Origin of the sequence: Labilibaculum manganireducens (assembly GCF_963665805.2) — a bacterium.
Classification (GTDB): Bacteria; Bacteroidota; Bacteroidia; order Bacteroidales; family Marinifilaceae; genus Labilibaculum; species Labilibaculum manganireducens.
This window is the reverse complement of record NZ_CAXXEE010000003.1, coordinates 177,961-191,904: the sequence shown is the minus strand read 5'-3', so window position 1 is coordinate 191,904 and position 13,944 is coordinate 177,961. Positions and strand designations below refer to the sequence as shown.

The following is a 13,944-nucleotide window of genomic DNA, read 5'->3' as shown; positions in this document are numbered from 1 at the left end:
TAAACCCAAATACAAACATAACCAGAAAAATACCGATTTTCAAGGTTTAAGCTTTATTTTAAACGATTCCGAAGTGTCAATGAAATAAAATAATAATTATCCTCCCGAAAAATCAGGAAGTAAGACAAATCCCAATCAATCTTTAAACTGATCATACCAAAATAAATTTTGCCTAAAAAAGGGTACTCTGCACCAGAATACCCTTTCCAACTTATATTTGAATTACGAATTATTACTTTTTCAATTCGGCAAAATACTTATAAAACAATGGAATTGTATTGATTCCATTGAAGAATTGTTCCAAAGGGAAATTCTCATTTGGTGAGTGAATCGCATCACTTTCCAATCCAAATCCCATGAGTACAGATTTAATTCCTAAAATCTCTTCGAAAGAAGAAATAATTGGAATACTTCCACCACTGCGAACAGGCACGGGACGTTTTCCATAAACTTCGGTATACGCTTTATCTGCCGCAATGTAAGCCGGGAAATCTATCGGACAAACATATCCTTGTCCACCATGCAACGGAGTAACAACTACTTTTACACAATCCGGAGCAATTGCTTCGAAATGCTCTTTAAATAGAACTGAAATTTTTTCCCAGTTTTGATTCGGAACCAAACGGGTTGAAATTTTTGCAGTTGCTTTTGAAGGAAGAACTGTTTTAGCACCTTCGCCAATATATCCACCCCAAATACCACAAACATCAAACGAAGGGCGAATTCCTGTATGTTCAGAAGGAGTATAACCTTTCTCGCCAGCTAACTCTTTTACGTCGATTGCTTTTTTGTACTCCTCAACATCGAAAGGAGCTTCAGCCATCATTACTCTTTCTTCCTTAGTAACTTCAATTACATCATCGTAAAATCCAGGAATGGTAATATGACCGTTATCATCTACCATCTGAGTAATCATTTTAGCCAATACATTAATTGGATTTGCTACAGCACCACCAAACAATCCCGAATGAAGATCGCGATTAGGACCGGTCACTTCAACCTCCCAATACATCAATCCACGTAATCCCGTTGTAATAGATGGTATATCCGGAGCAATCATTCCGGTATCAGAAACTAAAATCACATCTGCCTGCAACATTTCTTTGTGCTCTTCACAAAATTTAGGCAGATTAGGTGATCCCACTTCTTCTTCCCCTTCAATCATGAACTTCACGTTACAAGGAAGACAATTATTTTTCACCATATATTCGAAAGCCTTTGCGTGCATAAATGCCTGACCTTTATCATCATCAGCACCACGGGCCCAAATTTTACCATCTTTAATTACCGGCTCAAAAGGATCAGTATTCCACAAATTAATTGGATCAACCGGCATTACATCCATATGTCCGTAAACCATAACTGTCGGCAATTTTGGATCGATAATTTTCTCGCCATAAGTAACAGGATTTCCTTCTGTCTCCATTACCACCGCCTTATCAGCACCTGCATTCAACATCAACTGCTTCCAGTATTCGGCAGCTTTATACATCTCTGGTTTATTTGCTTCAATCGAACTAATCGATGGAATTCGAATCAGTCCAAACAATTCCTCTAAAAATCTCTCTTTGTTCTCTTCAATATATGCTTTAATATTATCCATAATAGTGTGTTTATTGGATTTAAGTAATTTGAAACGTAAATATAGTAATTTGAAATTAGCTTTCAGTCTTCATCAAATAGAGATTTACAACCTCTAAATATCAACACCCATCGAATCACAAATCAAATAAACAGACGTAAGAGCATAAAAAAACAGCAACCAAACGGTTACTGTTTACAATATAATTTCGTGATACTCTTACCCTTACATTTGATACTTTGTCATCTACATTTTTTTCATGATTTCATCAATGTGTTCAGCTGCATACTGAAGCTCTTTATACCATTCTTCACCATATTTTCTGATTAATGGTTCCTTTAAAAAAACATAAACCGGAGTTCCGTTTTTAAAACCTAACTCGCGGGCAGGTTTGCAAATATCCCATTTGTTATAATTCACCGCATCAAACTCTTCATACTTCTGAATTCGAATCGGGTATAGCTGACAGGAAATTGGTTTGCGAAAGTTTATTTTACCATCGAAAAAAGCTTTTTCGATACCACATTGTGCCGATCCATTTTCAAAAACAGTATAAACACATTCTTTATTGTTGATGATAGGAGTTACCAGGTCACCATCCGAATCAATTACAGTTTTACCTTGTTTTTCAATTTCTTCAATGCCTTTTTCGGTAAGATATTCTTCTATCACAGGATAAATCTCCTCAATAATCTGCTTTTCTTCTTCCTCTAACGGAGCACCCGAATCTCCCTCTACACAACAAGCCCCGCAACATTTTGAAATATCACAAATGAATTTCTTTTCGATCACGTCTAAACTTACTATGGCTTTTCCTATCTGTAACACAATGCTATTCTTTTACAATTTCTACTTTCGTGGATTTAAGAAAAAAAAATCCGTATTATCGGCAAAGATAATACGGAAACTTATATTTTCAGTTACAATCTTCTATTTTATCAAAGATTTACCGGTCATATCCGCAGGCTTCTCAATCCCCATGATATCCAATAAAGTTGGAGCAACATCAGCAAGAATACCATTCTCAATTCCTTTGGAATTTTCAGTCACCCAAATGCAAGGAACAGGATTTAAGGAGTGAGCAGTATTTGGAGAACCATCAGCATTTACAGCAAAATCCGCATTTCCATGATCTGCAATAATAATTACATCATATCCATTTGCTTTAGCAGCCTCAACCACCTGCTCAACACATTTATCAACAGCCTGAACTGCTTTCGAGATTGCTTCATAAACTCCCGTGTGTCCAACCATATCGCCATTGGCGAAGTTCAAACAAACAAAATCAGCCGATTGAGCATTCAATTCAGCAGTAATCATATCGGCAACAGCCGGCGCAGACATTTCTGGTTGCAAGTCGTAAGTTGCCACTTTTGGAGATGGAACCATTAATCTTCTTTCGCCTTCGAATTCAGCTTCTCTACCACCTGAGAAAAAGAAAGTTACGTGAGCATACTTTTCTGTTTCAGCAATACGAATCTGTTTTTTTCCAGCTTTAGATACAACCTCACCCATTGTATTTTGAACGTTATCTTTATCGTAGATCACATTCACTCCCTTAAAGTTAGAGTTGTAACAAGTCATGGTATACCATTCTACATCCATGGTATGCATTCCGAACTCCTTCTTGTCTTCCTGAGTAAACACAGTTGTCATTTGACGCAAACGATCAGTACGGAAGTTAAAACAAATAACTACATCACCTTCTTCAATCATAGCAATAGGGGCTCCTGACTCATCAACCATTACAATTGGCTTGATAAATTCATCTGTTACGCCTTCTGCATACGATTTTTCCATTGCAGTAACAACGTTTGAAGCCGGTACACCTTCACCTTTTGTGTATAAATTGTAAGCAAGCTTTACTCGTTCCCAGTTGCTGTCTCTATCCATTCCGTAGTAACGGCCAATAAGAGATGCAAATTTTGCTGATCCTGTAGTTTCAATTGCTTCAACAAATTCCTTTACGAATCCTAATCCTGATTTAGGATCAGTATCACGTCCATCCGTTAATCCATGAACAAATACATCTTTCAATCCAAAAGCCTGAGCTGCATCGCAAAGAGCAATTGCATGAGAACTTAATGAGTGAACGCCGCCATTGCCAATTAAACCAATCAAGTGAACTTTCTTACCATTCGTTTTGGCATGAGTAAAAGCTTTCACAACCTGCTCATTTTCTTTAAGGGTGTCCTGCTCTACCGCCATGTTTATTTTTACCAAATCCTGATAAACAACACGACCGGCACCAATATTTAAATGTCCCACTTCTGAGTTTCCCATTTGTCCGTCAGGCAGACCAACAAATCTACCTGCGGCCTGCAACTGAGAATTAGGGTATTTTGCCAACAGACTATCCATGTATGGAGTAGCTACTGAAGAAATTACATCTGATTTTGATTTATCACCAATCCCCCATCCGTCAAGGATCATCAATAAAGCTTTTTTACTATTTGTCATTTTGAAGTATTTTATATCTTAAATTCTTTATTACTTGGTCTAAGTGTTACAAAAATATCGTATTAATTCAAATAAAAAAATTAGTTAGAGACTTGAATTTCTTTATTTTAGATCGAAAACGTTTGTTTTTTGTAATTTATTCAAACTTTAACATTCCGAATGGATTTCTACATTCAAAAGCATAAAAAAAGCCGATCATATGATCGGCTTTTTTGTGGTACCACCTGGAATCGAACCAGGGACACATGGATTTTCAGTCCATTGCTCTACCAACTGAGCTATGGTACCCTTTATTTTGGTGTTACAAATGTAAAGAAAATTTGTACTTCGCAAAACAAAGCAGGCCACATCGAGTATAAATAGCAGATATAAAATGTCAATATGATTAAGTATCAATTTTTTCACAATTTTATTTAGATTGATTCTATAGATTGTTTTGCTAAAAATTAAACAATAGATGACGATTTTGCCCGTTAAAGAAACCTTAGGTATGGTTTTTGTTAGGCTTAAACTGTCTTGTTTTTTCAATAAATTACAATATCGAGCTGATTAATTGTCAAGATAAATTGACACACAGGGATAATTATTCCAGCTTGGTAATCCCGAAAACTTTCGGGACCATATGGCAAAAATTTAAAATTATAATCGCATGAAATTCTCAATTCTCAATAAATATTCACTTGTAGTAATTTTGGCATCCTTATTTCTATCGTGCAGCGATGATAATAATATATTGCCACGATCGGGTACTAATAAAACAGCCTATGAAGTTATTGATAAAACGATGCAGGAGTGGTATTTGTGGAATGAAGATTTACCGGATATTAGTTCAGCCAATTACTCATCGGCAAACGACTATTTTGAAGCACTACTTGCCGATCAAGATCGATGGAGCTATATTGCCAACCTTGATGAATTATTGGCTTATTTTGAGAATGGCACCTACACAGGTTATGGTTTATCTTTCAAATTTGACAGCAATAATGATTTGAGAGTAAAACTCATATTTGATGAATCACCTTTGGCTGCAGAAGGAATTACCCGTGGATGGAAACTGGTAAACATTAACCAATTGGCAATTTCAAACTTAAGCGAAGAACAAATATTAAATGAACTTGATAAATCAAGCGGAATTTTCATTTTTGAAAACAATGCCGGTGAGCAAAAAGAAATCACCGCTTCTCAAAAGGTACTGAATCAAAACACAGTATTAAAAAGAGAAGTTATTCCCTACGAAGGAACTCAAGTTGCCTATCTGGCATTTGACAGCTTTTTGGGCAAATCGGAAGATGAATTGAACGAAGCCTTTACCTATTTTAAAGAACAAAATGCAAAAGAACTTGTATTGGATTTAAGATACAACGGAGGTGGCAGCACATACATATCCAACCAATTGGCAGATTTAATAACCGGCAATGCATACGTTGGTGAAGTTTACTCAAAAGTATCACATAACAATTCAAAGACAAGTGAAAATTTCACCGAAGCATTTGAATCACAAGCCTCAGCCTATGGTTTCGAAAGAGTCTTCGTAATTACTACGTCCGGAACTGCTTCGGCAAGCGAGATGGTTATTAATGGATTAAAACCATACTTGGGTGAAGATAATGTAATTTTAATAGGCAGTAAAACCCACGGGAAGCCAGTTGGCATGTACGTGTTTGAGGAGAAAGCTTTGAATTTGGCCATCGTGCCAATCAGTTTTTCAATTACCAATGCACTTAATGAAGGTGGGTATTTTGATGGTATTCCGGTTAACTATGAAATATCTGACGATTTAAGTCATGACTTTGGGGATATTGATGAATCAAATCTTAAAGCTGCTCTGGAATATATTAAGAATAAAAAATTCCCAGTTATAACTGCAGTAAAAGCTTTATCAACAACCGAACGGGAATTTAAGAAGAAAGGATTGGAAGAGCTGATTGATGCTTTCTAAAATTAGTGATTTTCACAAAACAAAAAAGAGAGAAAAACATTGCGTTTTTCTCTCTTTTTGTGGTACCACCTGGAATCGAACCAGGGACACATGGATTTTCAGTCCATTGCTCTACCAACTGAGCTATGGTACCCTATTGGTGTACTCAAAGAAAAAGGATGTGGTACCACCTGGAATCGAACCAGGGACACATGGATTTTCAGTCCATTGCTCTACCAACTGAGCTATGGTACCCTCTTTACTTGAGCGATGCAAAAGTACGCAAAAAAATAAAATCACCAAATAAAATCACCAAATAAAATCAATAAAATTAGAGAGGAATTTTAAAGGAATCTAAACTTCTTATTACCTTTGCGACCTAATAAAAAAATATATGGTATTCGAAACTCACACATTATCAAATGGTATACGACTAATTCACCATGCTGTGAACGCAAATGTTGCACACTGCGGAATTATTTTAAATACCGGTTCCCGTGATGAAAAAGAGGAGGAATGGGGAATTGCTCACTACATAGAGCATGTTGTGTTTAAAGGTACAACTAAACGGAAGGCATACCATATTCTGAGTAGAATGGAAGATGTAGGCGGAGAATTAAACGCATACACAACCAAGGAGGAAACCTGTATTTACACTACTTTTCTGGACAAAGACTACAAGAGAGCTTTAGAACTAATCAGCGATATCACTTTCAATTCTGTTTTCCCTGAAAAGGAATTAGAGAAAGAAAAGGAAGTTATTCTGGATGAAATCAATTCGTATAAGGATTCTCCTTCGGAATTAATCTTTGATGATTTTGAGGAACTAATTTTCAAAGATGATCCCATTGGACGGAATATTTTGGGAACTCCAAAACATGTAAAAAAGTTCAAACGTGATGATATATTGAATTTCATTAAGAACAATTACCACACAGATCAAATGGTAATTAGTTCGGTTGGGAACATTAAATTCAGCAAATTGGTAAAAATGGTAGAGAAGTACTTTGGGCATATCCCTGAGAATATTCGCACAACCAAGAGAAAAAAGCCAAATTCGTATGAAGCCCGCACACAAACCATGATAAAGAAAACTTATCAGAGGCATTGTGTGATGGGGAATATAGCCTATGACTTAAATGATGAAAAACGAATTCCCTTATCATTACTCACCAATATTTTGGGTGGTCCGGGCATGAATTCCCGTTTGAATTTAACTCTTCGGGAACGACACGGATTGGCCTATAATATTGAAGCAAATTACACGCCTTATGCTGATACTGGTGTTTTTAGCATCTACTTTGGTACCGACAAAGGCAATTTGGATAAGTGTCTTAGTTTGATCAATAAAGAAATGAACTTACTCTGCACTCATAAGCTTGGCTCCGGACAATTAAAACGAGCTAAAAATCAGATGATTGGTCAGATTGCCATTTCTTCGGAAAACAATGAAAACCTGATGCTCAGCATTGGTAAAAGCTTTTTGCTGTACAATCGTATTGACTCATTAGAGGAATTGTACCAAAAGGTGGAGAGTATTACAGCTGACGAATTGCTCGAAGTTGCCAACGAAATTCTAAATAAAGATCTGTTAACCACTTTGATGTACAAATAAGCATGATAGAAGTTAATAAAGAACTTGAAGATTATATACTGAAGCACACCGAAACAGAAGATTTGGTATTGAAAGATCTTACCCGTGAAACTCACGTGAAGATGCTGCGCCCAAGAATGTTGTCGGGGCATCTTCAGGGGAAATTCCTAAAGATGACTTGTCAGATGATACGCCCGTCGCGCATTTTAGAGATTGGAACCTATACAGGATATTCCGCCATAAGTATGGCAATGGGAACCAGTAAGGATTGTATCATTCACACCATTGACTGCAACGACGAACTGGAACAATTTACCCGTAAATACATTAAGCGATCGGGATTTGAAAATCGTATTCAATTTCACATTGGAGATGCTCTGAAAATTATTCCTCAACTTGAAGAATGTTTCGATTTGGTTTTTATCGATGCTGATAAACGTCAGTACATCGAATATTTTGAGGCTGTGTTTCCCAAACTTAAAAAAGGTGGATTTGTTTTGGCCGACGATGTTTTGTGGGATGGAAAAGTTGTAGAAGAAATCGAAAACAACGACAAACAAACTCAGGGGATAATAAATTTCAATCATTTTATTCAGGAAGATTCCAGAGTCGAGAACCTGATTCTTCCCATACGTCACGGATTAATGATGATCAGGAAAAAGTAAGCAAAAGGGAAAAAGTAAAAAGGTGAAAGTTAAATTGCATTACTAACTCTTGAAATTAAAGATCCACAATCTTAACAAGGATAGTAGCACCTAAGTTTAGGTGGCCCTTCTTTTGAATCAGTTGCCATCCTTTCTTCTGCAATTCTTTGGCAATTGTACCATTCAGCATACCATGGGCAACTAAAACGGCGGTTTCCTCATCGTAAGCAACTTTAATTAAATTTTCAGATGCTTGTCTGGCTCGAAGTCTTGCTTCTTTACGGCTCTCGATGCCCCGATGATTAAAACCCAGCATCCAACTGCCCCGGCTGAAGACCTGCCAAATTCCCAATGGCATTTTTAAAAAGCTACTCGCAGATATCATTCGAATTTCAAACTCACGAAAAACAGAATCGGATACAATGGTGTAATTATCTCCAAAAATTTTTAATGCCGTTTCCTGCGCACGAGGTAAACTGGAGCAATAAATAATATGATTAGGTCGTAAATTGACTGCCACTAACGAAGAATCGAAAGGGATAATTGGCACCGAATTGTAATCAAGTACATACTGTTTAGCCTCATCAGCAGAATAAAACCAGTTCTTTTTCACATTGGGCTTTGCATGACGAATTAAATAGATTTGAAGCATCCTTTTTCCTTGCCTCTTCAGATCTGCCTGAAGTGTCGAATCAACCTCCGAAATGCAGGTAAACGTCTCACATTTAGTTTTAGCAATCTGTTCAAGCGGCATTTTCTCCTTCTGCAAATTACTTTGAGCAGAACATCCCAAAAGGAAAAATACCGGAACGACTATTGTAAGTGCTTTTATGATCTTTTTAAACGCTATCAAGTTTCTGATTTTAAAATGATGTAAAACCAAAATTAATAATTATAAGTTGATATAAGAAGGTGCCCTTTTAAAATTAACCACAGTGAACACAAAGTGACACTAAGAATAAAAAACAACAAGAAAGTTCTGTGAACCTCAGTGTACTCGGTGGTTAGATTTTTTTTTCTTTCCACTCACGAATACTTCATCGAAACACGAATACAGCATTTCAAAAGAATACCACAGAGAACACAAAGTGACACAGAGAAAAAAACAAAAAACTCAGTGAACCTCAGGGACCTCTTTGGTCTAAATTTAATTTCAAACTCTTTACTGATAGATACAGAAGCTGAAAACAGGTCTGAAATTCCTGACGAATCAAAATTTCAATTTTAACAATAAAGCAAGCCCATTACAAGGCCGGAAGCAGAAAAAGTAATATCTTTGCACCGTTTTAATAGATTCAAAAACAATATGGAAACAAAAAAATTAACCCAATTTAGTCCTGGAGCAGGCTGTGGGTGCAAAATATCTCCTAAAGACTTGGAATGCATTTTAAAAAGCAGCAGTCCGCTTATTCCAAATCCAAAAATGCTGGTAGGTAACGATACAAAGGATGATGCTGCAGTTTACGATTTGGGAAATGGACAAGCTTTAATCAGCACCACCGATTTTTTTACTCCTATTGTTGATGATCCTTACGATTTTGGTCGAATTGCGGCAACCAATGCCATCAGTGATATTTATGCCATGGGTGGAAAACCAATTATGGCTTTGGCAATTTTAGCCTGGCCTTTGGAAAAATTATCTACTGATATTGCTCAAAAAGTGGTGGAAGGTGCACGGGATGTTTGTGCTGATGCAGGAATTCAATTGGCCGGCGGTCATTCCATCGATATTGGTGATCCTGTTTTTGGACTTTCGGTGAACGGACTTGTTGCTGCCGATCGGGTAAAGAAAAACAACACTGCAACTCCAAACTGCACGCTTTTCCTTACAAAACCATTGGGTATTGGTGTACTAACCACTGCCGAAAAAAAGAAATTAATAGCACACGAAAACAATAAAATTGTTGTTGATTTAATGTGCACTCTAAATAAGGTTGGAATCGTTTTTGGTGAGCAAACCTATATTAAATCGATGACCGATGTTACCGGTTTTGGTTTATTGGGACATTTGGGTGAAATCTGCGAAGGCAGTAATGTAAATGCTGAAATTGATTATGCAGCCGTTCCTAAAATTGAGGGTGTAGAAGAATTAATTAAACAAGGATGTACTCCTGGCGGAACCAGAAGAAACTGGGCTTCGTACGGACATTTAATTGGAGCGATTAGCGAAGATCAGAAATCACTGCTTTGCGATCCGCAGACAAGCGGCGGCCTTTTGGTAGCCGTAGACGACAACCACATCAACGAGTTTGTTGCTCTGGCCAAAAGTGAAGGTTTTGATCTAAATCCGATTGGAAAAATGGTAGAGCGTACAGATTCAGATGCTCCTTACATCAGCATTAAATAAAAACATATGCAAAGAAATACATTAATTCAGGTTACTCAGAATGGAATGGGAACCGGCAGCGAAGAATTGGGTTTGAAATTAATTACCAACTATTTTAAACTTCTGGATGCTGATGGGCGAACACCCAAAATTATTGTTTTTTACAACGCAGGAGTAAAATTAATTTGTGAAAACTCTCCTGCTTTGGAATCTTTACAAAATCTAAGCAAAAAAGGAGTACAGCTTCTTGCCTGCAAAACCTGTTTGGATTATTTTAATTTATCTGATCAAATAAAAGTAGGAACCGTTGGAAGTATGCCTGATATTATCACCCTTCAGGCTGATGCCGATAAAGTGATCAACTTATAATTCATTCCCATAATATAAAGCAAGAGGATGTCCAAAAAGTATTGTTCTATTGTCATTCTGAGCTTGTCGAAGAATCTTTCACTTTGAAAAACAGATGTTTCGACTTCGCTCAACATGACAATCCAGTACAAAATATTCCTTTTTGGACACCCTCTTTTATTTTCAGCTTCCAGAACTCTCCCGTAAGATATCTTTTTGCTTGGACATATTATTACTTCTTCTCTGATTTTCTATCCACAACAACAACATATTACATAAAGCTTTGTATATTTAATACACAATTGTCTTTATTTATGTTCCTGAATAGAATCTTTGCATACCTACTCCTTTTAACTTTCTCATTTCAAAGTTTTGAAGTGGTATTAATCACGGTGAACTTTAAAATAAATCAGGATTTTTTTGCGTCAATCTGCACCAATAAAGACAAACCTGAAATGAAGTGCAATGGAAAGTGTCACTTAAAAAAACAAATACAGCAACACGAAAAGGAAGAGTCTTCGAAGGACAAACAAATCACCGAAAAAGAAGACCAATTATTCATTCAGGGTATAAATATCCTAAAAAATGAGCCTCCAATTCTTATTTCAGATAAACGATTAGCTTACACGGAACCATTGCATCCTGTTCAACATTATTTTGATATTTTTCATCCGCCAAAAATCAAATTCTGATCAATTACTTATTATCAATCCCGAATTGATAATTCACTGTATATCATACTTTATTGGGAGGCTTGCATTGGTTTTACACAATCAATGCAGACTACTCATATCTAGTAATTACATAAAATACTCAGGAATGAAAAATATTCTAATCGTTTGTTTCCTGTTCATTGGGATACAAGCACATTCGCAACAAGCTATAATACTGAAAGATACTGAAACCGGCGATCCAATCCAGTATGCCCATTACCTATATCAGAATCAGAAAGGGACAAGCACTCCCGAAGGAGAAATATCAATCAAATTTATCGCTGCAGAAAAACTTCAAATTTCGCATGTAAACTATGGCAAACTTGAAATATCAAGCGACAGACTGCAGGAAGCAATAAAAATTGGAGTATTAAGCCTCACCCAATCATACATTTCTTTACTGCCAACAACTGTAATTGCAAGAGCAAACAGCTCTGCTAAAAGTGATATCATGAAAGTCCGCATCAGTGATAAACTATCGCACGATGCAGGTGATTTTTTGAGTCAGAGTGCCATGATTGGAGGCATCCGAAAAAGCGGAAGTTATGGTTTCGATCCTGTTCTTCGTGGCTTTAAATACGATCAGTTAAACCTCATTATGGACAATGGAATGAGCGCAACGGCAGCTTGTCCAAACCGAATGGATCCTCCCGCAAGTCAAATTCCGATGAGCATGGTCGATCGGGTAGAAATTGTAAAAGGTCCGCATTCACTGCGATTTGGAAATGCTTTTGGTGGCAGTATTCATTTTAAGTCGGCACCTGCAAGTTTTAGCCAAACCGCAAAAGCATTTGGCAGGGCAAGCGGCAGTTACGAAAGCAATGGAAATATTTTCCGCACAGAAGCCATGGCCGGAGCAAAAGGGAAATTCTATAACTTTGGCATTTACGGAGCCTACAGCGAAGGTGACGATTACGAAGATGGAAACGGCAACAAAACACCTTCTGGATTTAACCGGCGCAACATCGGAATGAGCAGCGTCTTTAAATTATCTGATTCTCAGAACATCAAGCTGTCGGCAAATAACAACTTTGCCAAGGATGTCGATTTTCCTGCTCTAAATATGGATTTGCGGGAAGATGATACCTGGCTGTTTAATCTGACTCACAAAATCAACTTTAAGAGCACAAGCATTAGTTCCCTATCCACTTCATTTTACGGCTCTTTTGTTGATCACAGCATGGACAACCTGACAAAAGATTTGAATCCGAGAACGGTGAATGCAATCACTTTAGCCAAAACCAAAAACTATGGTGGAAGATCGGAGGCAAGTTTTCAATTTAAGAACAGTTCTCTTTTTGCGGGAATCGACTACAAAGCAGAAGAAGCAGAAGGAACACGTTCCCGCGAAATGCTGATGGGTCCGAAAACCGGGACTACCTTTTTCGATGACCTTTGGCAGGACAGTAAAATTTCAAAAGCTGCATTGTTTGGAGAATATCATTTTGCACTGCAAGAGGTCTATTTTGTTGCCTCTACCCGCCTGGAACACAACAGTGCCAAGAGTAGAGAACTAACCACTGAATTTATAAATGCCAACCCTGAAAGTCCATCTGACAAACTAAATGTTTCGGCAAGTTTTGGAGCCACCCACGATTTCTCGAAACAGATTAGAATGGGATTGTGGCTGGGAAGAGCCGAACGCAGCGGAAGCTTAACCGAACGCTTCATCAACTATTTGGCAGTTGATGTTGACCCGTACGAAAGAATTGGAAACGCAAAGTTAAAATCGGAGGTAAACTATCAGTTAGACTATAATTTTACCTGGAAAACTGATCAATCTGAATTGAACATCACCCTTTTTGCATCCATGCTAAGAGATTACATCAGTGCTGAAATCAGACCTGATTTATCGCCGAGACTAGCCACTGCTCCCGGTGTAAAACAATATTACAACATCGATAAAGCAGTTATGCGTGGCTTTGAATTTTCCTGGTATCAGAAAATCACATCTTCCATTTATCACAAAGTAAATATTGCCTATACTTATGGAAAGAATATAGATTTCAATCAGCCCTTGCCTGAAGTTCCTCCTCTTGATATCAGATATGCATTGGGAGCTTCCTTTTTCAGGAATAAGTTTCATCCGGAAATAATGATCCGACATGCTTTAAAGCAAAATAGAATATCAAATAATTATGGAGAAAGCAAAACACCTGCTTTTACTATTGCTGATATTAAAGCATCTTACGATTTTTCCGATAAAATCAGATTAATTGGTGGCGTAAGAAATCTTTTTGACGAAGCGTACTACGAGCATTTAAACAGGTCGGTAAAAGGCAGCAACAAGGCAATTTATGCTCCCGGGCGTAGTTTTTATCTAACTCTGGCAATTAGCTTGATGTAATTAATCAAATGT

General features: G+C 37.2%; 10 protein-coding genes and 3 tRNA genes. 6 read left to right on the top strand and 7 right to left on the bottom strand.

Annotated features, from left to right (window positions below):
* Nucleotides 1-232 precede the first annotated feature (232 nt).
* The 4 genes from ACHZAX_RS00840 to ACHZAX_RS00825 form a co-directional block, all read right to left on the bottom strand.
* Complete coding sequence (locus ACHZAX_RS00840; RefSeq protein WP_101309662.1) at nucleotides 233-1,603, bottom strand: dipeptidase; 1,371 nt, start codon at nucleotides 1,601-1,603, stop codon at nucleotides 233-235.
* 225 nt (nucleotides 1,604-1,828) lie between these two features.
* A complete protein-coding gene (locus tag ACHZAX_RS00835) occupies nucleotides 1,829-2,410 on the bottom strand; it encodes a DUF3109 family protein (protein ID WP_101309661.1) in 582 nt (193 codons plus the stop codon).
* Nucleotides 2,411-2,512: 102 nt separating this feature from the next.
* Nucleotides 2,513-4,042, bottom strand: a complete 1,530-nt coding sequence (gene gpmI / locus ACHZAX_RS00830) for a 2,3-bisphosphoglycerate-independent phosphoglycerate mutase (RefSeq protein WP_101309660.1) — start codon at nucleotides 4,040-4,042, stop codon at nucleotides 2,513-2,515.
* 215 nt (nucleotides 4,043-4,257) lie between these two features.
* Nucleotides 4,258-4,330 (bottom strand) — tRNA-Phe (locus ACHZAX_RS00825).
* A gap of 361 nt (nucleotides 4,331-4,691) precedes the next feature.
* On the opposite strand from ACHZAX_RS00825, the gene ACHZAX_RS00820 reads away from it, so the two are divergent.
* On the top strand, nucleotides 4,692-5,981 hold the full coding sequence (locus ACHZAX_RS00820; RefSeq protein ID WP_320017686.1) for a S41 family peptidase: 1,290 nt from the start codon (nucleotides 4,692-4,694) through the stop codon (nucleotides 5,979-5,981).
* A gap of 60 nt (nucleotides 5,982-6,041) precedes the next feature.
* On the opposite strand, the gene ACHZAX_RS00815 is transcribed toward ACHZAX_RS00820, so the two are convergent.
* Nucleotides 6,042-6,114, bottom strand: a tRNA-Phe gene (locus ACHZAX_RS00815).
* Nucleotides 6,115-6,142: 28 nt separating this feature from the next.
* Nucleotides 6,143-6,215, bottom strand: a tRNA-Phe gene (locus tag ACHZAX_RS00810).
* A 139-nt stretch (nucleotides 6,216-6,354) separates the two neighbouring features.
* Here ACHZAX_RS00810 and ACHZAX_RS00805 point away from each other — a divergent pair.
* Nucleotides 6,355-7,575, top strand: a complete 1,221-nt coding sequence (locus tag ACHZAX_RS00805; RefSeq protein WP_320017685.1) for a M16 family metallopeptidase — start codon at nucleotides 6,355-6,357, stop codon at nucleotides 7,573-7,575.
* A 2-nt stretch (nucleotides 7,576-7,577) separates the two neighbouring features.
* Nucleotides 7,578-8,219, top strand: a complete 642-nt coding sequence (locus ACHZAX_RS00800) for an O-methyltransferase (protein ID WP_320017684.1) — start codon at nucleotides 7,578-7,580, stop codon at nucleotides 8,217-8,219.
* Nucleotides 8,220-8,274: 55 nt separating this feature from the next.
* Here ACHZAX_RS00800 and ACHZAX_RS00795 read toward each other — a convergent pair whose 3' ends face one another.
* A complete protein-coding gene (locus ACHZAX_RS00795; protein ID WP_320017683.1) occupies nucleotides 8,275-9,051 on the bottom strand; it encodes a histidine phosphatase family protein in 777 nt (258 codons plus the stop codon).
* 453 nt (nucleotides 9,052-9,504) lie between these two features.
* On the opposite strand from ACHZAX_RS00795, the gene selD reads away from it, so the two are divergent.
* The 3 genes from selD to ACHZAX_RS00780 all read left to right on the top strand — a co-directional run bounded on the left by selD (nucleotide 9,505) and on the right by ACHZAX_RS00780 (nucleotide 13,932).
* On the top strand, nucleotides 9,505-10,545 hold the full coding sequence (gene selD / locus ACHZAX_RS00790) for a selenide, water dikinase SelD (RefSeq protein WP_320017682.1): 1,041 nt from the start codon (nucleotides 9,505-9,507) through the stop codon (nucleotides 10,543-10,545).
* A gap of 6 nt (nucleotides 10,546-10,551) precedes the next feature.
* Nucleotides 10,552-10,893 (top strand): sulfurtransferase-like selenium metabolism protein YedF, encoded by a 342-nt coding sequence (yedF, locus tag ACHZAX_RS00785; RefSeq protein WP_101309654.1) that lies wholly within the window; start codon nucleotides 10,552-10,554, stop codon nucleotides 10,891-10,893.
* 798 nt (nucleotides 10,894-11,691) lie between these two features.
* Nucleotides 11,692-13,932 (top strand): TonB-dependent receptor domain-containing protein, encoded by a 2,241-nt coding sequence (locus ACHZAX_RS00780; protein ID WP_320017681.1) that lies wholly within the window; start codon nucleotides 11,692-11,694, stop codon nucleotides 13,930-13,932.
* The last annotated feature ends 12 nt before the right edge of the window (nucleotides 13,933-13,944 follow it).

Coding starts and splice junctions, on each gene's coding strand:
- ACHZAX_RS00840 (WP_101309662.1), bottom strand. CDS start 1,603: ATGGATAATATTAAAGCATATATTGAAGAGAACAAAGAGAGATTTTTA.
- gpmI (WP_101309660.1), bottom strand. CDS start 4,042: ATGACAAATAGTAAAAAAGCTTTATTGATGATCCTTGACGGATGGGGG.
- ACHZAX_RS00820 (WP_320017686.1), top strand. CDS start 4,692: ATGAAATTCTCAATTCTCAATAAATATTCACTTGTAGTAATTTTGGCA.
- ACHZAX_RS00805 (WP_320017685.1), top strand. CDS start 6,355: ATGGTATTCGAAACTCACACATTATCAAATGGTATACGACTAATTCAC.
- ACHZAX_RS00800 (WP_320017684.1), top strand. CDS start 7,578: ATGATAGAAGTTAATAAAGAACTTGAAGATTATATACTGAAGCACACC.
- selD (WP_320017682.1), top strand. CDS start 9,505: ATGGAAACAAAAAAATTAACCCAATTTAGTCCTGGAGCAGGCTGTGGG.
- yedF (WP_101309654.1), top strand. CDS start 10,552: ATGCAAAGAAATACATTAATTCAGGTTACTCAGAATGGAATGGGAACC.
- ACHZAX_RS00780 (WP_320017681.1), top strand. CDS start 11,692: ATGAAAAATATTCTAATCGTTTGTTTCCTGTTCATTGGGATACAAGCA.